The organism is Legionella moravica DSM 19234, from assembly GCF_000423305.1.
Taxonomy (GTDB): Bacteria; Pseudomonadota; Gammaproteobacteria; order Legionellales; family Legionellaceae; genus Legionella; species Legionella moravica.
This window is the reverse complement of sequence record NZ_AUHS01000003.1, coordinates 1-24,339: the sequence shown is the minus strand read 5'-3', so window position 1 is coordinate 24,339 and position 24,339 is coordinate 1. Positions and strand designations below refer to the sequence as shown.

Below are 24,339 nucleotides of genomic sequence, written 5' to 3'. Positions count from 1 at the left end.
CGCAGTTTTCTGCGCCTTTTTTTTCGTTATTATTACTTAATGGGGACATTACGTGGCTAAAATTACAAAAGAGATCGCATTTGGTGAACATACCTTAGTGCTGGAAACCGGTGAAGTAGCACGACAAGCTGATGGTGCTGTACTGGCAAGCATGAACGGAACGCAGGTATTGGTTACTGTGGTTGGCAAGAAGGATGGAGCTGAAAACAATGGATTTTTTCCTTTGACAGTGAACTATCAAGAAAAATTTTATGCAGTTGGAAAAATACCGGGAGGCTTCCAAAAACGTGAAGGCAGACCCAGTGATAATGAAACTTTAATTTCACGATTAATCGACAGACCAATCCGACCTTTGTTTCCAGATAACTTCCGCAATGAAATACAGATTATTGCTACTGTTCTATCTCTGAATCCAGAAGTATCTTCCGATATTATTGCAATGATTGGTGCTTCTGCAGCTCTTGCATTATCAGGCGTACCTTTTAATGGGCCAATTGGTGCCGCGCGAGTGGGATATAAAGATGGTATTTATTTATTAAATCCAAGCAGAAAATCTCTTGAACAATCGCAACTTGACCTGGTTGTCGCCGGAACTAAAGACGCCATCCTTATGGTTGAATCAGAAGCTAAAGAACTAAGTGAAGACATCATGCGTGGTGCAATTATGTACGGTCATGAGATGATGAAAAATGTTATCAAGGCGATTGAAGAACTGGCTGGCGAAGCAGGTAAAGCTCGTTGGGATTGGAAGCCTGCAGAAATTGACACCGCATTGCAGGCACGTGTTGCCGATATGGCACGAAATGAAGTTGAGGCTGCCTATTTACTGAGAGATAAGCAACAGCGCTACCAACGGCTTGCTGAACTTAAAGAGCAAACAGTTACCGCTTTGATGGCGGGTAATGAAGAGTTGTCAGTCTCTGTTATCGAAGAGATGTTTGGCGATTTGGAACGCACTATAGTACGTAATCGTATCCTTGATGGTGAACCACGTATTGATGGCCGTGATCATAAAACAGTTCGTCCTATTTCTGTGCGCACAAAATTCCTGGATCGAACTCATGGTTCCTGTCTATTTACTCGTGGTGAAACACAGGCAATTGTTGTTGCAACTTTAGGCAATGATCGGGATGCGCAAATTCTTGATGGAATAACAGGCGAAACCAGAGATCGATTTATGCTGCATTACAATTTCCCTCCTTACTCTGTAGGGGAAACAGGTCAGGTCGGTAGTCCCAAGCGCCGTGAAATTGGGCATGGACGTCTGGCTAAACGTGCTTTAATGGCTGTATTGCCAGACCCAGCAGATTTTCCTTATGTTCTGCGTATCGTTTCTGAAATTACTGAATCGAATGGTTCCAGTTCTATGGCTACAGTTTGTGGTACCAGCTTGGCGTTAATGGATGCTGGTGTGCCTTTAAAAGCTCCCGTCGCTGGTGTTGCAATGGGCTTGATTAAAGAAGGCGATCGTTTTGCTGTTTTGACCGATATCTTGGGTGATGAAGATCATTTAGGCGATATGGATTTTAAAGTGGCTGGAACTGATAAAGGTATTACCGCATTGCAAATGGATATCAAGATTACCGGGATTACCAATGAAATAATGGAGCAAGCTCTGGATCAGGCACTTGCAGGCCGTACCCATATTTTAGGTGTAATGAACAATGCTTTGTCAGAGCACAGAGATGAATTATCGCAACATGCTCCAAGAATTACCACAATGAAAGTAGCTGAAGATAAAATTCGTACTATTATTGGTAAAGGCGGCGCAACCATCAAGGGTTTGATTGAAAGCACAGGTGTTTCTATTGATATTGATGACAGTGGCGTGGTGCAACTGTTTTCACCTGATATGATGGCATTAGAAGAGGCCCAACGCCAAATTAAGGCGCTAATCGCCGAAGTAGAGGTTGGACAAACCTATCAGGGGAAAGTAAGCAAAATCGTTGATTTTGGAGCCTTTATTAATCTGCTTCCTGGTAAAGATGGATTGCTGCATATTTCTCAAATATGTAATGACAGATCACAAAAAGTTGAGGATGTTCTTAAAGAAGGACAGGATATTGAAGTTTTTGTTGCCGGAGTTGATAAACAAGGCCGTGTAAAACTGGAATGGAAAGATAAGCCTCAATCAGAAGTAAAAACTGAAGCAGCTACTCCGGCTCCTGTTGTTGCTGAAGAGCAGGATGAAGTAGCCGATGTAAACGGTAATTCAGAAGAAGAGTAATTATGGGCTATCGCCTCAGTTTGATGTGTTGAGGCGATAGAAACATTCCCTGTTCGAATAATAAACACCGATTAAAGCACTGATTAAATATAATAAAAGCCCGCAATTCGATTGTTTTGCGGGCTTTTTTGTTGAGGCCTGTCGATGTACTTGTATAACGTATTTAATTTAATTGAGGTAGTGGTATCTACCTCAGAAAAGGGTTCAACCGATGTATCAAGCTAAGAGAACCATTATCGAACCAGATTCAAAAATTCCAGACGACAGTTTGAGTTATGATGCATTTCACCGAGCATCACGGATGTGGTCATGACTGAGTTTTGTTTTTCTACACCACGCATCATCATACAAAGATGTTTGGCTTCGATTACAACAGCTACCCCACGAGCTCCAGTGATGTCTTCAATACAATGGGCTATTTCACCTGTCATTCGTTCCTGAATTTGTAAGCGTCGCGCATAAAAGTCAACGATACGGGCAATTTTGGACAGGCCAATAACTTTTCCGCTGGGTAGATATCCAACATGACATTTACCAATGAACGGTAATAAGTGGTGTTCGCATAACGAATAGAGCTCAATATCCTTTACTATGACCATTTCACTCATGTCTGAGTCAAACAGCGCATTATTTATTATGTCGTCCAAGCTTTCATGATAGCCTTTGGTTAAATAACGCATCGCATTAGCTGCGCGCGCGGGAGTATCTACCAATCCTTCCCGTTGTACGTCTTCACCAACTTCTTCTATTAGTTTTTTATACAGTTGTTCCATAGCAAGAACTCCTAACCTGGCGGCCAAGTCATTTGACGTCCGCCCAGTAAATGTAAATGAATGTGGTAAACCTCCTGCCCGCCACCAGAATTTATATTAAATACTAATCGGTAACCCACTTCGCTAAGCCCTTCACTTTCAGCCAATTTTTTTGCCTTTAACACCATTTTTCCAAGCAGTTGCTCATCGTCATCGCTGGTGTCATTAATAGTGGCAATATGTTTTTTGGGTATAATTAATATATGAGTGGGTGCTTGTGGTCTAATATCCCTAAAAGCGATAATTTCATTGTCTTCAAATAAAACTGTGGCCGGGATTTCTCCTTTAGCAATTTTACAAAACAAGCAATTCATAGGTAATCAATCAAACGAATAAAAATGATATTATACATTTCCTTTATTAGATTGCGACAGCTTGTCTTTGCCTTTTGATGCGATTTTTCGCATAATAGCGGTTTTTCTTAGTATAAGGGTCCATAAATGAGTTTAATGGAGATTAAAAGCGGCCGTGATGTGCCAAATGAAATTAATGTAATTATTGAAATTCCTATGCACGGTGAACCAGTTAAATATGAAGTGGATAAGGAGACTGGAGCTCTTTTTGTTGATCGATTTATGTCTACAGCCATGTTTTATCCAACAAATTATGGATATATTCCGAATACTCTCTCTGAGGATGGGGATCCAGTAGACGTTCTGGTGGTGACACCGGTTCCATTAATCAGTGGAGCGGTAATTCCATGTCGTGTTGTTGGAATGTTAAAGATGACCGATGAATCGGGCGTTGATGCTAAATTACTGGCTGTGCCAACAACCAAGCTGAGTAAAATGTATCAATCCATAGAGACCTATAATGATTTACCCAAGCATTTGCTCTTGTCATTGGAGCATTTTTTCAATCACTATAAAGATTTGGAAGAAGGTAAATGGGTTAAAATCGATGGCTGGGTTGGACCAGAGGATGCTCGCAAAGAAATAATATCCAGTGTAGAGCGTTTTAATCAGGCTAAAAAATAAAACCAGCCAATCCTGTTATATTATCCTGGACAAACAGGTTGACTTTCGTGCTTCGATGCGCAATTTATATTTGTGCTTCGTTTTTGTGAGCGGCAGTCGACCTGTTTGTTAAATCCATTTAAAGAATGCACACTCAACATCTAACTGCTGATTTATTATTAATGACGCCTTCTGTTTCGTTTGTTTATATTCCTTGGACTATACCTGCAAATCGCCTAAAATAATCTTACGATTTTTTATGTGAATTCTTAATTCAGCGCTATAGCTTAAGGAAACCCAGTGCAAATCCATATATCCTCTTTATTAATCATGCTGGTTTCATTGATTATTCTTTCTGCTTTTTTTTCTGGTTCAGAAATAGGGATGATGTCCATTAACCGGTATAAATTGAGGCATTTGGTAAAAAAGAGAAATAAGCAAGCCATTCGAGTCAATCAAATGCTGGCCAGGCCTGACAAATTATTGAGTGTCGTATTGATTGGCAATACTCTGGCGAACATCGTCGCATCGACAATCGCCACTCTTATTGGACAGCGTTATTACGGTGATGCTGGTGTAGCTGCCGCTACCATTCTCCTGACTTTAATCATTCTGGTATTTTCGGAAATGACACCGAAAACTTTAGCAGCGATATATCCCCAGCAAGTCGCTTTTTCTTCTTCATTGTTTTTATACATTTTGCAGTGGCTTTTTGCTCCTTTGGTACAGGTGATTAGTTTTTTTTCAAATGGAATATTGCGAATTTTTGGAATATCAATAAATCGCATTCAAAAGGAAGCGTTAACTGGTGAAGAGTTGCGTTCAGTAGTGCATGAAGCAGGAGGGCTATTGCCTGTAGAGCATAAAAGTATGTTGATTAGTCTACTCGATCTTGAACAGGCGACTGTTGAAGACATTATGGTACCCAAAGCTGATATTGTTGGAATTGATCTGGATCAACCCTGGTTGCAACTTTTGGAACAACTAGAAACGGCACAACACACTCGATTACCTATATATCGTGGTTCCATCGATAATCTTGTTGGGATGATCCATGCGAGAAATGTATTGAATCTGGCGTTAGAAGATAAATTGGATCTGGATAGCTTATTAAATTCAGCGGATGCTCCTTATTATATTCCCGAAGCGACTCCGTTGAATGTGCAAATTTTAAATTTCAGGAAAATGAAACGAAGAAGTTGTTTTGTCGTTGATGAGTATGGTGACATCCTGGGGCTGGTTACCATGGAGGACATCCTTGAAGAAATTGTTGGCGAATTTACAACGGATATTGCTGCATTGAGCCGGGATATTATTCCTCAGGATGATGGAACAGTGATTGTAGATGCGAGTTTAACGCTTAGACATTTAAACAGGATGATGAGTTGGAGTTTGCCTTCTATAGGTCCAAGAACTTTAAGTGGCTTAATTATAGAATATTTGGGATATATCCCGCCTTCAGAGTCCTGCTTAACCATAGAAAATTATCGGATCGAAATTTTGCGAGTCAGTGATAATACAATTAAAACAGTGAAAATGGTTAAAATTAGTAAAAAGCGAAAATAGTTATGGCATTAGTCAGCTCCTCCGATGACGCAATTGGATTTGATAAATCATCATGGATTTACAAGTGAAATGTCGGGTAATCTTGAAACAGTTCTTGATGCTGTGAATGATTTAAATCAGTAATTTTTTCATTGCATTAACCCTTCGGGGACAATTCACGAAAATCAGAAACGCGTTAAACATTCATTGCATTGAACATTATTTTAGACTTATAGTGTTCCCTTGGATACTAAATTGAATGGGTTATAAGGGAATAAAGGATGAAAAAAATACTGGTTACACTGATGCTTCTATTTGCGGGGCAAATTAATGCATCACCCTACTGTCCTGGCATTCATACCTGGCATAATGTGACCTCCAAAGACGGGCAATGGAAACTTACTCTACAATCTATAAGCCAGGAAGGTTCTTTTTCTGATTCCTTATGCAATTCAATTCACAGCACAGAACTGGGTCCAGAGTCTGTATTTATCTATGGATTTGGGTTTCCCAAAGATGCTGATTTTGACATTGCTTACACGCTTACTGCTGTAAAACAGGCTCCATCTTTTGAATCCAGAGCTTGTGTCTTTGTGATCACTGCAAAAGGCCCTGCGCAACCGGATATTACTGCTTTAAGTTATTATGGTGCTGTTTGTGAATGGACAAGAATCCCGGGCGTAGGCGAGGATTTTGTTGTTGGATAATTCGCTTCAGGTTTAAAAATTATATTCTGTTGTATGGGGAGAATGATTTATTTACTATAGGTCAACTTCTCCTATTGATTATGCTCGATAAAATGCATCCCCAACTTACAAAATATTTTCTGGATTACCCACAATTAACGGCCCCTTTTATGCATGAATAACTGGGGCTTTGGGCGAGCACCCGTCCCTTGAATGGATTGAGAGTGGTTCATCATGTTCCTCTTGTTTCTAATACGGTATTAAAGATAGTCTGTTTGCTTGTTGCTGGTGCTGAAGTTACAGTGACTAATCCTTTTTCTTTTATGTCGGCGGATCCTAATGTTGTTTCTTCTTTGGGTTTAGCCGGTGTCCGTTATGTCGAAGACATCAACGAGCTGCAAGGAGAGCATTTTGATATCTATTTTGATTGTGGAGCCGAGCTTTACCAGGCCTTGGGGAAGCCTGATATAGGGGCTGTTGAGTTAACTGGATCAGGTGATCAGTTTTATCGCAGTCAACCACTTGATTTTCCCGTTATCAGTATTGACCCAACCTTAACGAAGCAGCTGGAGACAGTGTTTGGGTGTGCGGAAAGCATTAGTTTGGCTATTGCTCAGGAAAAGAATATTGATCCTGCAAAATTGTCTTGGCTCATTTTTGGGTTTGGGAAAATAGGCAGAGGCCTGGCCTATTTTTGTGTTCGAAATCACACACCAGTCTCGGTAGTTGATTTGTGTGCCGATCAAAGAAATGCGGCTCATGAATTGAATATCCCTGCAATTGATCCGACTAATATTATGAGTTTGAAAGAAGCGATTAACTTGGCAGATATTATCGTTACTGCAACTGGACGAAAGTCGATTATGAGTGGCTTTCCACGTGAATGGTTTTCAGGAAAAATATTAGCCAATATGGGGGTATATGATGAGTTCGGAGAGCAATTTAGCACAGAAGATGTATTGAATAATAAAAAACCGGTGAATTTTATTCTCCAGGATCCAACTCCTATGAAATACATAGATCCTGAGTTTTATATCCACAATTTGGCTTCATTAATGCTCTTGCAAAATAAAATGGCAAATGGGATTCATGGGATTCCACAAGAATTGGATTGTCATATCATTCAACGCTGGTGCGAGTTTCATTCATTCCCATTAAAGACTATCATGAAATGGTTTATTACACGTTAAGGTAAGCGAGATCACTGTTATTAAGTGAGCATAACCGCGTCAATTACTGGTGGCAATGTTCCTTAATAAAGTGAATTATTTCTTTTGAAAACCCTGGGCTACTCCATAAATTATTATGATTATAGCCCTGAAGGGAGATCATTTTTTTAGGTTCAATCGCCTCATTGTAGAGCTTTAAACCCTCAGAATAAGGCACTATCTGATCTCGGGTGCCGTGTACAATGAGTAATGGAGCTTTAATTTTTGAAATGCGTTTTATAGAGTCGTATTTATCCCAGGGGCTAATAAACAACCATGGGTAATGATAACGAGATAAGTTTACAAGAGAAGTAAACGGTGACTGGAGGATGATGGCGCAAAATTGATGATCATAGGCTAATTTAGTGGCAACCCCGGTACCTAAGGATTCTCCAAACAAGATGATTTTTTGAGAAGAAATCCCTTGTTGGAGTAAATAATTTAATGCGGCTTCTCCATCCTTATAAAACCCCTGTTCCGAAGGGCTTCCTATATTGCCGCCATAGCCTCGATACTCCAATAAAAGCAGTCCTATGCCTGAATCAAGAAATTGTCGAGCAAGAGGCATTCTGTAGCCAATATGACCTGCATTGCCATGTAAATAAAGGATAGTTGGTTGCTTGTTTTCTGCAGGCTTATACCAGGATTTTAATTTTAAATTATCTGCAGTTTGTAAGGTGACTAAAGTCATGTCCTGGGCATGAAATTTCTTTAAATTGGGTGTGTGTCTATCAGGAAAGTAAATTAAATGCCTTTGAAAGACGTACATTAACAGAAGTACGCATCCTAATATAACCACTGCGATAAAGAGTATTTGTTTGACCATACCGTATCTCGCTCATCATATGCTTAGGGCATTATCTACTTCCGGGCTATCCCTATAAATTCGGGATATTAATTCAAGTTTAGGCGTAATCTCGCGTAATGTGAGATTTTTATTTTTTTCCATCAACACTACTAACTCGCTTGCCATAGTGTGGCGTTGTTTTTCTTCTAACTGACAGGGTAATTTATTTTCAATGATCATCTCGAAATCTTTGACTGTTGGCTCGGGCATGGTTAACTGAGTTAAGCGCCCTCTAAAGGCAGGCCCAATTAAGCTGCGTCCTTCCATGCCAATGCTATTTGCTGTTACCAGAAGCATGAATCCTGGAACTTGGGCTTTGAGGTGGGTATCTGGATCAAATCCAGAAAGAAAAGCATTCATCCAATGTTCAAATCCTTCATCAAGGATGCTGTTTACTTCATCAAGCCAAACGATTTGACCTTGATTGAATGCTTTACGGATAAAATCCTTTTTTGATTCATCTGAGAGGCTGGCATCAATTTTGATGTAGGTTAACGTGTTTTCAGGCGCATCCTCTCCAGGTTTTGTTTGTATATATCCTGATTTGGCAAGACGAAATCTGATTAATTCTGATTTTCCCATACCAGGACGGCCTTCTATTAAACATCCGTTTAAACCCCAAATACTGCCTCTACGCTCAAGATATCTTTGTTTTCGTATTTCAATACTACGACGTAAGATTTTATGTAAGGAATTCATTGAGTCCGTAATAATAATATCGGTCACATGCGCATCAATATGAATTTTCCTTTTCTTAAGAAAGGTTTCAGGTTGATGTTTCAATAATTCCATAGCAAAAGAAATGACCCATTCCTGTAAATTTCGAATGCAGAGTTTATTTTCTTTATTGAGCTGGCTTTGTTTGTATTGAGCTAAAAAATGCAGGCATTTGGTTTTAAAATCCTGCTCATTCATATAGGGTGCAACAGTATGATATATCGGTTTTAAAAGGTACTCATAAATAGAATAAGTGGGCATTTCTGCCAAATGAAGTTCGGGTACATCCTGTCCTGTAAACAGTTTTTGCTTTACTCTCCCACCGCCATAATGAAGAGGATTGGCGGCGCATACAATCCGGTGTTTTTCTGTGAGTTCATAAATACGCCCTTGATACAGGATGCGGGCATTTCCTCCTTCCTTCAAAGGTTCAAACATGGTTAAGTGTTTGTTGGCAATATTGACTTCATCTAAAAACAGTACTTTAACTTTATCACTGCCATCTAAAGCAAAGTCTTCAAAATGTTCCAGCTCATGATAGACTTGGTATTGCTCTGGATAACGTTTTTTAATTTCTCTAATTAAAAATGTTTTCCCTACTCCGGTTTTTCCTATCATAGTACATATGGGGTAATTACTTATTGCATCAGTTAGAACAATCAATCGATCCACCAGATAACGCTCTGCTTTTTGTTCTGAATCACTTAAGTCCGTACTGTCATCGGCTAATTCTTTATAGATGATTTTGGGTTTAATTTCATTTGAGGCTATAAATTCTATTGACTGAACACATTGTTGCGGTAAAAAGCGCAGATCAGGATGACATTTTTTATCAATTGATAAAATCAACCGACCCAGCCATGGTTTATCATTTTGAGACGTTTGGGATAAGATAAGCGGTTGTAATGCATACAGTAATGAAGAGGAGAATTCACCATAAAGTACTACGGTTCTTCCTTGTTTCAGGGCACTGAAGACATCACTTGTCTGTTCATTAAAATCAGTAAACTGGTTATTTTGATATAGATAATTAACCCAGGTTATCAGATCTTGATAATTATAATCCTCAATTGCAAAACACAAGGCCTGTTCTTCTTTTGTCACGCATTTTTTGGGTTGGTTGCTTAAATAAATTAACGGCTCATCAAAGGAGATGGCTCTGTTAACTTCTGGTTCCGCTCCCTGATTTACATTTATTTTATGAGGGATACTCACTCCCTTGGCGCAAAGCAATGTTAATTCAACCCGATAAAGTTGAGCATGCTCTAATAAACAATACCATTGATGGTCAGATAACTCAGAAGTGATAAACAGAGTAAGTCTGTTATCTTTGGCTTGTTCTAACCAGCCGGGCATTATTTGGTATTGGCCTTGATCTACTTTTTTATTGGTTAATAAAAAATCAAAGAGTTCGGTATTGATGACCTGATAATCTGGTGGTAATTGTGAGCTTTCTATGTTTTTTATTAAATGCACCGGCTGAAATTTTGTAATATTAAATTCAGTACAGTCTAATTTAAACTGAACTTGTTCTGTTAGGGGTATTTGGGCGTGGTGATACTCCAGGTAACCTTGTGCCTTGGCTCTTTGTAATAAAGTATTCAGTTGCTTCCTGGCGTGTGTGGGAATATTACTCAGAATCATGAATAATGGCTGAAGATCATTTTCTTCCAAGGCTAAAACAAATTCAGATCTCTGCCATTCTAATTGATTGTTATTTAATACTATGGGGCCAAATAAGGTTTCTTGCCAATCTCCTAAGCCTTTTAAATCAATGGTACATTCTCGAGCAGCCTGAAGTGTATGCACTGCAGGTATGGGCAGTATTGGTTTGATTAAATGTGGGTGCCTTGATACAAAGGAGCTGTCTTTTGGTAATTCAGGACACAGACTGTAAATTTTGAATTTTAATTTTTTGTTATATAAACTGTGTTTTTTATCAATAATACTATTAAGCGCTACTCGTTGTTGTGGACTAAATGCAGCCCAGTCTATCAGTATCATTGCGTCGGGATTTCCACGATTTCGTTTATTGAATAAATCAAGAGCATCTTCTGTCGATATGGTGGGCGAATCGGATTCAAGATGGATTTGCTCTTTTCCCACTTTTACTTGATTCGGGTCATGTAAAAAAAAGACCGGTCGATTGTGTAATTTTGCCTGATGTAAAAATTGTTGTGCACACACCTCTCGGTTTTGATGAATTAATAGTACCGGGAACTGTTCGTAGTCAAATACTTGATCCAAATGACTCACTATCTTGGGGATTTGATGGTTGCTTATTAGCGTTTCCAGCTGAACAAAAGTCTCAGTACAATTCCATTTCTCTTTCTGTTCGTAAAAGTGGGATTGACTTGGCGCACAGGAAGTGGAGCTCGATGAGCTAGCCTGAACATTGGGTATGTGATTCTTATTCAAGGCATGACGGTTCTGAATATCTTGGGCAGATGAAAGAGTATGTGCCTTATAGGAATGGCGATTGTCATAACAGTGATTTGCCCTGATTCCGCCTAAATCCACTTGTATCCATTGCCCTTCAAGATCCTTGATTTCCAGTCGTACGTGGTTATTTTCAATATTCACCAGTCGAGCTCGATCCTTGATAATTGGATTTTTAGCTATTTGAAACCATACTGCACAACAACGTTCCTGGCAACTTCCTTGTCCAATAGTATAGAGACGTTCAAACCATTCAGGGAAGGTTTCGCAAACTCGCTTGGATTCGAATCGTGTACTTTCAGGTGTATAGTTTGGCAGATTTAAGTATCTATCCAAAATCTCTTTAATAGGATCATCCGCTTTGAGATGTCTATAACTTCTTAGCGATTTTTGCGGTTCAGGAGCTTTTATGACGTAACTCAGGGTACATTCTTTATCCAATAGTACATAGTAAAAATCGTCAGAACCCCTCATGAGTTTTGTTTCGACACCTTGAGAATCAAGGGCGATTAACTCTTCTTGTGCGTCTGCCGAGAGTAAGCGAACAGTTTGATTGGCAGATGTCTTTAGCGTCAGAAGATAGTAAAAACCATCATCTCCCAATCGGCATACATTAATTAATTCAGGTGTTAATTTTTGAGGTAGAGGGCGTAAAATAAACTCAGGGATTTGAGTGTGTTGCCTACTCAAATCGTCATTAAGCTCAATAATCCCTGTTCGTAAACGATGCGGTTCTTTTCCTTGCCCATTAAGTAACTCACCGGTTTTTACCATTATAAACGAATGACTTGTATTGGGCGACAGGGTTGAATGAGATAGAGTATTATTTGCCACAAATATTGATGATGAGGATTTGGCTGTTGAATTATCAGTTCGTTGAAATAAATTAATAGCTTGTTTATCAACAGGAGGTAAGTCATGGGATGATGAAGCGCCATCTTGCAATGAGTATGCTTTAATTTCCCTCATTATTGTATTGACCATATTGATGCTGGACGTTATTGATTCTTTCAACTTTTTTTCTTTTTGGTAGTTAATCTTATAAGGGAGGTGACATGATTTTGGGGCTAGGGATTCAGGCACGTTTAAATGACTTAATTTAGGACAATATTGGTTGAGTTCATCAAAGAATTGTTGGATTTTAAAAGGACTGGCAGTACAAAGATTAATTTTTAAAGAAATTAAATTAGGGAACTTTCTCAAATCAACTTCAAGGGCATCTTCCAGCATTCCAATGGTTAATGCGGTACACTCGTTGTATTGAGGGGGGTGTTCAGGATGTGAAAATGAAGGGGTATAAACAAGCATTTGCATACCAGAGTATGTCACTTGAGCCATTATTTCTATTATGGGGCTTGTTTCAAAGAGAGTTATATTCCCTTTGGTTTTTCTGGAATCAAGAGCCGGGAGCGAGAATTTTTCTGTACTTATAGGAATCTGCTCCGCAATAATCTGCTCTGCCAAATCTCGACCTAGAAAGGCAAGTTGGTCGTAATATGAGATTAATGAATTTATATCAATATTCTTTCTGCTTATTTGATTTAGTATGTGATTAATAAATGGAGGCTTTTGCCATAAGGGATTGATGGATGGTGTATTAACTTCATTAATTTGAGCTTTATCAGGAAAAAGTTGGATTAATGTTAATGCGAGTTTTGGGGGCAAGTGATCAACCCTAAATGAGCCTGAGTTTTCTAATAAGAATTGATATTCATCTATGAGACGATCGAATTGTTCCGGATACAGTGACAATAAAATTATCAAATCTTTGATTGATCTCACCTGGGGTTGGTCTCTTTCATAAAGGCTTAGTTTTAAGTCTTTATTGGTTACACATTCTAGATCAATAAAAGTTAATGGGGTGCTTAGATATTTAAAAAGATAAGCAGCCATTTGGGGATTTTTATTAGCAAGACTTATAATGAAGTGCTTGGATAATCCAGTGAACCGGTTGTTCTTTTTAAGGAAAGCCTCAACTTCCGGTGGCTCGCTAGCAAGATAGTCAACGATTATACTCATGGAGTCTAGATGAGGTTGAATTAGATCATTTAATAGAGCTTTAGTTGTTTTTGCATTTTTAAAGACAGTCCAAAAATACCTTATTTGTATTAGGAAAAACTTCGAGTTTGTTGCATTTACCAGAAGCGATTGATGAGATTGAATAATACTGTCAGCATCTTCTGGCACTGCTGTAATATAATCCTTTAAGTCATAAAGATCTTTTGGAGGGAAATGGCTGAAAATTTCATGCGCCCTATGTGGAAAAACTTTAAGCAATGATTTTGCGTTAAAACCAGTATGCAGCAGGGCATCGAATCGCTCTTCAAGATTTGGACAAGCCCATTTGAACAGAGAGTAATTTAATTTGAAGTGTTCAAGAGGTATTTGGTGCAGATCGAGTTTATCCTTTAAAAGGATATAATAATCAATATCTATTATAGGTGATTGACCTATCAGATCATAACAGTAGGGAATAATAACCGCTCTTAACTCAGGCAGTTTGTGATAGAACGCCGAAACCAGTTCATGGGTGATCAGATCTTTATTCTGTTCAAGCAGTTTATGGGTAAGATAGGGATATTGGGTTATTAAATGGATTAAATCATTACCATCGGCACAGTCCGCCGGTGGATTCAGACAAATGGGATAATCTGCGGCTTTCATTGCTTTGTTTTGTGCGAGAATCGCATAGGGTATATGAATGGCATAAGCTGATTCATCGTAAAATCTGTATTCTGGAGTGGAGGTCGCCGAACCGTCATCGGAGCCGCGGTGATTTGAGACAATGTGTCTTTTTTGCTGATTCATGCACGCAAACATTTGTTGACTGCGCTCAACATTGAGTACCGCTGTTGTATCTCGGACAAGATTGTTGCTGGCCGTCAGTTGCTCATAATCTGTTGTTTCATCGAATTGGCCAAGGAACTCAATATAGGCTTCAAAATTCTGATTTGGTTCATTGCATGAAACCAGTGATTTTAATCCATCTCGTTCTATGCATAAATAAACCGTTATCTCTTGGAGTTTGAACCATTCAATTTGGGCAATTAAATCGTGTTCTTGCAACCCGTTTATATAAAAATGGGTATCAAGGATAAGCGTCTTTGCCCGTTCCTGTTGCTTGGGAGTGGTGGTCGTTTGCCAGGGCGATCCATTAAGTGCTGCCACGGGCTTGAATTGGGCGGCAGGAGATATAAAAGTGTCTTTTGCCTTAGGTATGTAAAACAACCAATCAGGTAAAGAATGTCCATTCCAGTTAATAACAGAACAATTAATGTCGTATTTTGTGTGACTCATGATAATGTGGCCAATAAAAAAGTATAGGGATTCAAGTAGCTGACTTAAATACTTGCTGAATATCTACACATACTTACAGACGAGGAGGGCTAATGACCCTCAATGTAAGGAATGTAAATTAACAGGAGCTTTGGTGAAAGAGGGTCTTTATGGCAGTAAATTCAACGTCATGTATGATCACTTCAAGAAGGTTAGGCATCGTTGTTCTCTTGTTTTATTTTGTACCAGTTGGGCGCATTATATCACAAACAGATGAATTTACTCGGCATCACTTTCTTTTAGCGTTACGACTCGTGGAGTGAACATATAACCACCGTTGCGAATGGTTTTAATCAAAGCCGGTTTTTTCGCGTCAACCTCGATTTTTTGGCGTAATCGACTGATCTGTACATCAATTCTTCTGTCAAAAGGCGTCAAATCGGTATTTTTGGTGATTTGGAGTAAGAACTCTCGATCCAAAACTCTTTGTGGTTGCTGAACGAACGTCAGGAGCAAATCATACTCGCCAGCGCTTAATTGTAATTCCTGATTATTCTCACCAAACACTTGCCTGGAGGCTGGATAAAGGCGCCAGTTTGTAAACATCAATACATCTTTTCCATGTGCCATTTTTTGTTGAGCGCGAATGACACGACGGGCTATAGCTGTTATTCGTGCATGAAGTTCGCGAGGATACAGCGGTTTGGTCATGACATCATCAGCACCTGCTTCAAGCATGGCAATGCTAACCTCCTCATCTGGGGAGTCGTTTATAATAATGAGTGGTACAGGATAATTGTTATAAAATTGCCTAATGGTTTCTGGCTCATTTTTTAAAATAGACCAATGAATCAAAATGGCAGCAGGCATTCCCTGCTCAATATGAATCGGATAAAGGCTTTTTTGTTGTACAACGTCCAGATTAAACTTTGCAAAATAATCCTTCAGCTCATCACTGACTGGTGTAGTGTCAATAACGAGCAAACAGTGGCTCTGGGACATCAATTTGCTCCTGAAGGTTAAAAAAAATATGCTCTAATTTTGGCAAGATTATCTTCATCTTGCAATTATTTTTGTGCATTTAATAAGAATAGTTCATTTTAATTCAGTCATTTGCATTTTTTAAAGGAAATGAGCTAAAAAGCCATTCTGGCGATGCCGGGAGTTACATATTTCTTATTTCGGTGCTATTGTTAAAGTTCGAGCTTCAGAATGATGCTTGAGGAGAAATGGATGACTCAAAATACACCTGGTTTGTCGCATTGGTTTCTAACGGACGATTATCGAGCCAAAGCTCAACTCAAATATGAACTAAAACATTTGGAAAGTCGTCTCCATAAATATCTGGATGTTCCTAATCAGCAGGATTATTGTCATGAAGAAGTGCGGATAATATGTGCCCAACTGGCTCAAAAATACCTTGATTATTTAAAACTGCGTGATCCGCAATCCCATTACACGTTCAATACCGCCAGTGATGAAATTAAACCAATAAATTGGGTCGAATACATGTCGATTATTTCTCAGTTAAAGGCACGATTATCCAAAATGGCTGCTCAGGAAGAAGAATCGAGACTCATAATTGAAATCGCCTCTTTATATCATCAGTGTACTGTTTCAATGACTCTCTCATCTACACTCAATCGTAGTACTGTGATTGACCCCAAAGGCTGTTCTGACGAATTGAACCAATTGTTTCTCTGTACTCATTTTAAGTCATGGTTGTCTTCATTAGTTGAATATTGGAATCACAGTACCCAGCACGGTGCTGAACAGTCTGTTTTGTTTCGTGATTGGAATCATGATGAGTTACAACGGGCACTTGATTTTTTCTCTGATCCGCAATTAGTGAATCTGGTTAATGCGATATTTTTCTATAAGTTGTTTCCAGATAAGTTATTTAATCAGTTGATTCACCCGGAAAAGCTGGTATCGGTTCGTATGCGATTAGGTTTTTTACATGAATTTATTGAGCGATTACAACAACAATTATATCAAGTATCACTCCAGAAAGGGTTAAAATCTGGAGTAGATTATTTATTTCATGGCGATGATCTTCCCCAAGGCATTCTTATTGAAGTGGATGAAGATTATAGAGAAATCATTCAATTGGCTGTTAAAAATCTAAAGGTAAAATGTTCTCCAGAAAATGAAGAGCAGGTAACCAGTGAGCGATTACACGATTTGGGTAGGGCTTATAAATTCTGGTTTAATCCAAATCGATTAATTGATGCTGTAATGGTATTGCAACAGCGTTTAGTGAGCGATTCAGTAGCGGATGATGAACAATTTTCTGTTTTTCATCAAGAAATGCTTCATTTGTATCGTCAGTTAACCACAACCGATTGTCTTGATTTGTATGGGTATTTTGCAAACAAGGACAGTAGATACTTACTTTATACTTTGTTTACCATAATCCAGGATAAGAAACTGGATTGGCTTCCGCCTTTGACCAAATCGGAAAAAAATGCGGTTGCATCTGTATTTAATGCCTTGCAATGCGTCATGGAAGCCTTACGAGTAGAATTAAAAAACAGGCATGTGACAACAGAGCCCTATGTTTATGATTTGGAGAAACAATACGTACAGGCACGTCGTCGTAATCGAGATGCTGTGTTCAGGATTATTGCAATTTATGGGCGAGAGCCTGTTACCATTAGTGATTCGGTAGAAAAATTATTTGATTCTATTGAAGACAATAATTAAATATTCAATTTATTAAGACAGGAGTTTATCGCATAAGCACTTGACTCTGCGTTCATCGGTTTATATGGACGATTTTTTTAAGGGATAGGAAAAGCGAGCTTTTTTCCGTAAAAGGTTTGCATCTCTTTCGCTAATTGTGCTGCAGGTGTTGTTTTAGCAAAATCACTATCTAAATTATCAATCCATTGTCCTGTCTTCAAATTTTGAATTACTGGTATATATGATTGCTCATCGGGATATAACGCCAAAATCCAATCGCCTTTGATCACCCCATACAGTTTGGCCCTGTTTATTTTGATTAACTCATCAGGCTTTAGTTCGAGTTCTCCTGTTTGAGGATTTATTGTATAAATTTGATGTCCAATTTGAATTGCTTTTTCTTTGGAAAAATCCTGATTGGGGTACATACCGCTTTCAATAAAAAATGTACGTTGAGGTAATGGTGACTGAGGGTTTAACATTGATTTCAGCAGTGAAATTCCATCTACAGCGGGTTTATGGCTTACCTTCAAAAAGGAGAGTATGGTTGGAGCCAGGTCAATTAATGCCACTCGAGTTTTGATTTTATCAGTACCCGTTATCTGTTTGCCCTGTTTAAATATCTTGAATGCCAATATGCTGTGATATTGTTTGGGGCTTAATATATCCGAGCCATGGCCCGCGCTTTTATCCAGTTCTGTTGCTGTTTTATTTTTAAAATACTCTGCCAGCCGGCTGCTCAACGAACTTTGATAGTTCTGGTAATTGGTTTGTCTTGAATTAGGATAATATAAGGCTTCACCATGATCGCTCAGGATAATGACAAGACTGTTCGTGAAATAATGATTGTGCTCCAGATAGGTATAAAAAGAATGAAATTGTTTGTCTACTCGTTTGAGTGCACTTTGGTAGAGGGAGTTACGTTTGTTAAGACTGAATTCATTGTTTACTTCATCCGGTAATGATTTGGCCCAGGCATAAGGCCAATGCGGAAGAGCAAAGTGAACTGCCAGAAAGACTGGTTTATTCCTTGGCATGATCGCCAATTCTCTCTCCAGTTTGGCACTAAAGGTACTGGGGTAATATGAAAAAAAACTGGCTCTATTCGAATGATTGTAGGGAAATAACCAAGAACTGATTCGAAAATTAATGAGCAAATTTCCCAGAGGAAAATCGTTGAACGATCCTAAAATAATGTCGTTGACTCCTAATTTGGGGCCTATTAATTTTTGAAATCCAAAGTCTTTATCGAGGCTATTAAATCTTCGATCATCCGTTGCATAAACTGTGCTATACCCCAGCTGATTCAGTTTCCATACTATGCTCGCCTGATTGTTAACGGAGGTCTTTGCAACCAGATTCTCATCTGCGTGATGATGTTCTGAGTATAAACCAGTCAGAATGGAACACCATGCGGGATAGGTTCGGGCGAGGGGACTGATTGCATTGGTGAACTGAGTGCTGGAGTTGAGCAATTGATACAGAAAAGGCATGTTTTTTTTCTTTACGCTTTCCGGACTTAAAGAATCTATTCCCAGAATAATGATGTTGGGTTGAGTAATAACCTCAGGAGCAGGCATTGTTTTGAAATAAAAAAAACTGTTATAAACAAGGATCGGAATCGGCAGCACTAACAAGAAGGAACTACTACGGTAAAACAGACGGTTCAGCAATAACAAACCTAAACAAAACAAAGAAAGAGTATACAGAATCTTGAAGCACGATTCAGGTATAGGGGGTGAAAATAATTTGCTGAATATACTTAAAGGAAAATAGTAGGCATTAGCACTGATAATGAAACAAGCACATAAGGACCATATGCCAATTAGCCACTGTTCTGCTGAAAAATGATGCCAGGAGCGATTTAAAATCCCTACTAATAACCAGGTTTGAATTAACGATACAATAATATAAAGTGCAACATGAATACAAAGAGTTCCAGCGAATTCAAGGTATATAGCTATAGGAAGCTTAATAGAACTGACCAGGCTTTCTGATTGTGAGTAAATAAGAACGAGTTGTAAACCCAAAAAGCAGAGATTATATAAAACAAAATGTCCGAAGTATGAGAGTGCTGAGCGTTCTCGCTTCATGACGTCTGTAGTGCTGGGTAGTTCAGGTGCCAATTATAAACATAACTATCAATTGAATTGATGTGTTTTAACTGACTGAGCAATGGCTCCTGAGCAAACTGAAGTAAATGTCTTATTACGTCCTGTTTAGTGCCACCATAATCCTCCTCATACCAATCATAGAGTTTGGAAAGGATCAGTTTTCCCTCAATTACCTGAACTCCTCTCAGTGAGTTGATATAGGTTATCGCGGCTTCATTTAATTGTTCTTCCAGCTGTGCTCCCTGGTATGCTTTTTTGCTTAAATTGGGTGCGCCAATGGTCGCGTTATTGAGTGCATAATGAGTGCGTGGGTCATTCCAAATCGGTCGAATAATGCGATTATTAATATCGTCCAGGGTCAATGGTGTGTTATTAATGGTCAGTAGGTTGGCTCCCCAGGGGCCTACACTGAATAACCCGGGCGAAATATTAATCTCCTGAATATTCGCTATGGGATAATAGTTTGCAACTGTTTGTACCGTTAGGGCGTTATACACATTGATCCAATAAGCCAGTTGCTCTTGACGGTTGTAATTAGCGATGTCAATCATCGACATGGCTTTGACATATTCTTTGAGTAAATTTAAATCCTGTTGACTCAGATGAGCATAATCAATCAAATTAATATGCTCTTCGTTTGTAACAACGTGTTTGTCCAGAAAATTTTGCCAGGCTTGGTGAGAGATGGTTTCAGTTGAGAGCGGGTTATTAACTTCCCATTTGGGCCATAAACTTTTATGGAATGATGCATGAGCTAATCCCGCCAGGATGAACATGATGACCATCATGGCACATTGTTTTAGGATAGTATGGGGTTTGTTCGCACTAAACATTAATCGTTGCTCGATTTCTTAAGGCGCTGCCTATGGTATTTCCATCCAGGAATTCCAACTCCCCACCTGAGGGAATGCCATGTGCCAGCTGGCTGATATTAACTGGTTCATTTCTCAATAATTGATGTATAAAATGCACCGTTGTTTGGCCTTCAACACTTGGGCTTAAAGCAATAATTACTTCTTTAATTCCTTCTTGTATGATCAGATTTTTAAGTCTGGGCAATCCGATATCATCAGGGCCAAGACCATCAAGAGGCGATATTTTTCCCATCAGGACAAAATACGTACCTTGAAAAGCATTACTTTGTTCAATGGCAGAAACATCAGCAGGGCTTTCTACTACACACAGTAAGGCCGGGTCTCTGTTCGTATTTTGACATAAAGAGCATAAAGTGTGTTCGGTGTAATTATTACAGCGCTGACAATGGTTGATATGGTTCATGGCGTGCTCTAGACAGGAAGCGAGGTGCAAACCCCGCTGTCTTTGGTTTTGGAGCAGGTGAAACACCATGCGTTGTGCTGATTTGGGACCTACACCTGGTAAACAGCGGAGCGCCTCTACCAGGCGAGCGAGAGTATCCATATTCAGGCTTATTCCTCTTTACCGCCTTTATCTCCACCCATTAAATCAGTAGGAATATTAAGACCAGCAGTTAATTGACTGATTTTTTCTTTCGATGCTTTTTCAATTTTACGCACGGCATCATTTATTGCTGCGGCAACTAAATCTTCCAACATTTCAACATCTTCATCCATCAATGTTGGCTTGATTTTAACTTCTGTTACATCATGTCGACCATTCATTTTAACCAGAACCATGCCACCACCAGACTCACCGCTGACGACCAGTTGACTTAGCTGTTGTTGCGCTTCTTGCATGCGTTGTTGCATTTTTTGCGCTTCTTTCATCAGATTACCAAGATTTTGATTAATATCCATCACTGCCTCGTTTATTTATGGTTAGGTATACTATTATAAGTCATCTTTGAGTGGGACAATAGAATTTTTGACCAATTCAGCGGAAAATTCTTGCTGAATTTGCTGAAATAGAGGGTCATTGTGTAATGCCGCCTCTGCTTTTTGCTGCTTTTGTTGCGCTGCCCTCTCTTTTTGCTGTGCTGGCGTAGCCTGAACAGCTTCGTTGCTATTCAGAATAATTTTAACCGGGCTTTGATAATAATCCGACAATGCAGCTTCAATTCGGCTGGTTGTTGATGGAGTAAACAAGGACTCATGACCTTTAGCTACTCTCAAAATAATGTCTCGATCATCTTTTGTAATAAATTCAGCATTTTCGATTGCATTAAGTGCAAAACCAGATAATTTGAGTCTGGGAATGATGCTGGCCCAGTTTTGGGCTTCAATAGGAATCATTGGTTGTATTTCTTCAGTTGGCTTTGTAAGAGCTTCACTGCATTTTACAGTGGGTAATGAGTTTTCCATCAAAGAGCTTTTATCTTCAATTGGTTCTATTGTTTTTATTGGTTCTGCTGATTCTGCTCTTTCTATTGTTTCTACTGGTTCGTCCATTGATGCCTGATTCGCTAGAGCAGGCTGTGCTACCAAATTACTGTAGTGAATAGCCATAGGTGGAACTGTTGCAGCAGGAGCCGGCCTGAAGGTTAGCATGCGTAACATGGTCATGTTAAATCCGATTGCCAATGTTGGAGCAAGATGAATTTCTTCGCGTCCTTTCAGGGTAATCTGATAGAACAATTGAGTGTCTTCCTTTGAAAATTGTTTTGCCAGATTCTTGATTTCATCTGCTGGACTAATTAACGGATTCATATCCCCTATGCTTTGGTATACGGCAATCTGATGGAGGTAATTTAGTAGTTCATCAATAACATATTGAAAGTGCCCTCCTTCAGTAGCGATCTGCTGACTTAACGTCAGCATGGTCGGGCCATCCTGTTTTGCCAGAGCATCCAATAGTTTGACCGCGTAGTCCTGTTGTGTATATCCGAGGATGAGCTTGACATCATGAGCCAGTAGTTTCTCATTACAACTGGTTATTGCTTGATCCAGAAGACTCAATGCATCACGCATACTCCCGTGTGCCGCCTGAGCAAGAATATTCAGGGCTTGAACTTCATAATTGATATGTTCATCGTTCAGGATGAGCTGCAGATGCTTGCTGATCAAATCAGCAGGCAAATGTTTCAAATTAAATTGTAAACAGCGGGATAAAACGGTAACCGGTAACTTTTGTGGGTCAGTTGTTGCCAGAATAAATTTCACATGAGCGGGTGGTTCTTCTAGTGTTTTTAGAAGTGCATTGAAACTGTGTTGAGATAACATATGCACTTCATCAATCAAGTAAATTTTAAAACGGCCATTAGTTGGAGCATACTGCACATTGTCCAGTACATCACGAGTGTCTTCGACTCGGGTTTTGGACGCGCCATCAATTTCTATAAGATCGATGAACCGACCTTGTTCAATCGCGTTGCAAGCATCACATTGAAGGCAGGGTGTTGAACTGATTCCCGTTTCACAGTTAAGTGCTTTAGCCAGAATACGGGCAACACTGGTTTTACCCACACCGCGGGTACCAGTAAATAGATAAGCATGATGCAATCGCTGTTGATTCAGCGCATTAATCAGCGCTTTATTAATATGTTCCTGGCCAACCAGTTGGGAAAATGTGCGTGGTCGCCATTTACGGGCAAGTGCCAGATAGCTCATACAGGTTTTCACAATTTGGGTGGCAGCTCTAAGAGCCACACCTCGGCGCCCGAATCAATCGTTACCGCTGCTCCCTTCCGGGCCTGACGGGGTTCACAATCTATCGTCGCGAGGGGACCAATAGAGCCACCATAGTTGAATTGCGAAGAGTAACAAAAAAAGAAGTAGAGCGCCAGATCTCGGATAAATATTTATTTTAAACAGGTTGAAAAAATACAATAGTCCAAGGTTAGGGGTGGGATGCTAGTGTTGAGGCATCAAATAGGCTGATACTCTAAACTGGATTAGTTCTTCTTGAATTATTCATTGTAAAAACGTAATGTGATTATTAAATAAAAAAACATGGTAGTTGAATGAATGGATTCAAAAATACGATATTTCATTATGCTCTTAGGCGTGTTTCTATCATTGAACACATACTCCATATGTATTAAAAACATCACTCATTTTTCTTTGTACTATGAAATTGAAAATCGAAATACACAACATCCAGTGCCAAAAGTACAATTCCATAGCGGAACAGTGAACACCCACGAAAAAAAATGCCATGCGCATACCAATCAATCGGGTGATGACTGGAAAATTTATCGGTTTGACTTGGTGAAGATATTCAAAATTGAAGACAATAGCCAAAAAGTACTGGTATGTCAAAAAATGGTTGAAGGAATTGCCAACAGACTGGATGTACGATTTCATAGGCAAGATAATTCTTGGTGGTGTTTGGATAAAGATGACTATGATGATTGATGTATCCACTTCATCGCAGGGGAAGTTAATGAGGTAATGAGGCCTTTACATTAAAAAATTCAGAGTGTTCGACTTCTGTTATACCCTGTTAACGAGTAGGACTAATAAGCTAGAAATACAACCGGGTTGCATAATGGAGTCGGTAAATCACGTAACAACTGTTTTTATCCTACTAAATTTTGAAAATTTATACCTTATATATGTGAAAGAAAATAAAAACAGAAATTTTGAAAAAAATGCAAAAAGTGTTTGACACTGGAGCTGAAATCAGTAGAATACGCAGCACGCCTTCGGGGCAGGTTCATTAAGAATTGAGAAGACAAACTGTGTGGGCGCTTTGAAGAATTTGAGTGCTTAATAAAGAAACAAAGAAGTAAAGAGACGCTAGATAAAGCTAGCTCAGGAATTGAACTGAAGAGTTTGATCCTGGCTCAGATTGAACGCTGGCGGCATGCTTAACACATGCAAGTCGAACGGCAGCATGACCTAGCTTGCTAGGTTGATGGCGAGTGGCGAACGGGTGAGTAACGCGTAGGAATATACCTTAAAGAGGGGG

Annotated in this window: 17 protein-coding genes, 1 rRNA gene and 1 other RNA gene; 8 read left to right on the top strand and 11 right to left on the bottom strand. The window is 39.2% G+C overall.

The genetic code is table 11. The features are described from left to right. The first annotated feature begins 52 nt into the window (after nt 1-52). Nucleotides 53-2,227: a polyribonucleotide nucleotidyltransferase gene (pnp, locus tag G543_RS0100090; RefSeq protein WP_028382699.1), complete on the top strand. Its 2,175-nt coding sequence runs from the start codon at nt 53-55 to the stop codon at nt 2,225-2,227. 233 nt (nt 2,228-2,460) lie between these two features. Here the strand turns inward: pnp and folE are convergent, their stop codons facing one another. Next, nucleotides 2,461-3,000: a GTP cyclohydrolase I FolE gene (gene folE, locus G543_RS0100085; protein WP_028382698.1), complete on the bottom strand. Its 540-nt coding sequence runs from the start codon at nt 2,998-3,000 to the stop codon at nt 2,461-2,463. Nucleotides 3,001-3,011: 11 nt separating this feature from the next. Next, nucleotides 3,012-3,353: a histidine triad nucleotide-binding protein gene (locus G543_RS0100080; RefSeq protein ID WP_028382697.1), complete on the bottom strand. Its 342-nt coding sequence runs from the start codon at nt 3,351-3,353 to the stop codon at nt 3,012-3,014. Between the two features lie 126 nt (nt 3,354-3,479). On the opposite strand from G543_RS0100080, the gene ppa reads away from it, so the two are divergent. The 4 genes from ppa (at nt 3,480) to G543_RS16770 (ending at nt 7,416) form a co-directional block, all read left to right on the top strand. Further along, nucleotides 3,480-4,016, top strand: a complete 537-nt coding sequence (gene ppa, locus G543_RS0100075) for an inorganic diphosphatase (protein ID WP_028382696.1) — start codon at nt 3,480-3,482, stop codon at nt 4,014-4,016. 279 nt (nt 4,017-4,295) lie between these two features. Then, complete coding sequence (locus G543_RS0100070; RefSeq protein WP_028382695.1) at nt 4,296-5,561, top strand: HlyC/CorC family transporter; 1,266 nt, start codon at nt 4,296-4,298, stop codon at nt 5,559-5,561. Between the two features lie 260 nt (nt 5,562-5,821). Then, complete coding sequence (locus G543_RS0100065) at nt 5,822-6,247, top strand: hypothetical protein (protein ID WP_028382694.1); 426 nt, start codon at nt 5,822-5,824, stop codon at nt 6,245-6,247. 203 nt (nt 6,248-6,450) lie between these two features. Next, nucleotides 6,451-7,416: a Rossmann-fold NAD(P)-binding domain-containing protein gene (locus G543_RS16770; protein ID WP_338011316.1), complete on the top strand. Its 966-nt coding sequence runs from the start codon at nt 6,451-6,453 to the stop codon at nt 7,414-7,416. 43 nt (nt 7,417-7,459) lie between these two features. Here G543_RS16770 and G543_RS0100055 read toward each other — a convergent pair whose 3' ends face one another. The 3 genes from G543_RS0100055 to G543_RS0100045 form a co-directional block, all read right to left on the bottom strand. Continuing rightward, nucleotides 7,460-8,260 (bottom strand): alpha/beta hydrolase, encoded by an 801-nt coding sequence (locus G543_RS0100055; RefSeq protein WP_028382693.1) that lies wholly within the window; start codon nt 8,258-8,260, stop codon nt 7,460-7,462. A 15-nt stretch (nt 8,261-8,275) separates the two neighbouring features. Beyond that, nucleotides 8,276-14,734 (bottom strand): P-loop NTPase family protein, encoded by a 6,459-nt coding sequence (locus G543_RS0100050; protein ID WP_028382692.1) that lies wholly within the window; start codon nt 14,732-14,734, stop codon nt 8,276-8,278. 258 nt (nt 14,735-14,992) lie between these two features. After that, nucleotides 14,993-15,715 carry a winged helix-turn-helix domain-containing protein gene (locus G543_RS0100045; RefSeq protein WP_028382691.1) on the bottom strand — a complete coding sequence of 241 codons (723 nt, stop codon included), beginning with the start codon at nt 15,713-15,715 and terminating at the stop codon, nt 14,993-14,995. Between the two features lie 231 nt (nt 15,716-15,946). Between G543_RS0100045 and G543_RS0100040 the strand changes: the two genes are divergently transcribed. Next, nucleotides 15,947-17,419: a hypothetical protein gene (locus G543_RS0100040; RefSeq protein ID WP_028382690.1), complete on the top strand. Its 1,473-nt coding sequence runs from the start codon at nt 15,947-15,949 to the stop codon at nt 17,417-17,419. Between the two features lie 77 nt (nt 17,420-17,496). Here the strand turns inward: G543_RS0100040 and G543_RS0100035 are convergent, their stop codons facing one another. From G543_RS0100035 to ffs, 6 genes are all read right to left on the bottom strand, one after another. Then, nucleotides 17,497-19,491 carry a sulfatase-like hydrolase/transferase gene (locus G543_RS0100035; protein ID WP_028382689.1) on the bottom strand — a complete coding sequence of 665 codons (1,995 nt, stop codon included), beginning with the start codon at nt 19,489-19,491 and terminating at the stop codon, nt 17,497-17,499. Beyond that, nucleotides 19,488-20,288 (bottom strand): DUF547 domain-containing protein, encoded by an 801-nt coding sequence (locus G543_RS0100030; protein WP_238584727.1) that lies wholly within the window; start codon nt 20,286-20,288, stop codon nt 19,488-19,490. The genes G543_RS0100035 and G543_RS0100030 overlap by 4 nt, the downstream gene beginning before the upstream one ends. Nucleotides 20,289-20,337: 49 nt before the next feature. Then, nucleotides 20,338-20,931, bottom strand: a complete 594-nt coding sequence (recR, locus tag G543_RS0100025) for a recombination mediator RecR (protein ID WP_028382687.1) — start codon at nt 20,929-20,931, stop codon at nt 20,338-20,340. Between the two features lie 8 nt (nt 20,932-20,939). Continuing rightward, nucleotides 20,940-21,287 (bottom strand): YbaB/EbfC family nucleoid-associated protein, encoded by a 348-nt coding sequence (locus G543_RS0100020; RefSeq protein ID WP_028382686.1) that lies wholly within the window; start codon nt 21,285-21,287, stop codon nt 20,940-20,942. A 33-nt stretch (nt 21,288-21,320) separates the two neighbouring features. After that, entirely contained in the window at nt 21,321-23,036 is a 1,716-nt protein-coding gene (gene dnaX / locus G543_RS0100015; RefSeq protein ID WP_028382685.1) for a DNA polymerase III subunit gamma/tau, read from the bottom strand. 26 nt (nt 23,037-23,062) lie between these two features. Next, nucleotides 23,063-23,159: signal recognition particle sRNA small type (gene ffs, locus G543_RS18545), an RNA gene on the bottom strand. Nucleotides 23,160-23,393: 234 nt separating this feature from the next. On the opposite strand from ffs, the gene G543_RS0100010 reads away from it, so the two are divergent. Further along, nucleotides 23,394-23,783, top strand: a complete 390-nt coding sequence (locus G543_RS0100010; protein ID WP_028382684.1) for a hypothetical protein — start codon at nt 23,394-23,396, stop codon at nt 23,781-23,783. Between the two features lie 408 nt (nt 23,784-24,191). Continuing rightward, a 16S ribosomal RNA gene (locus G543_RS0100005) occupies nt 24,192-24,339 on the top strand; the annotation flags it as partial.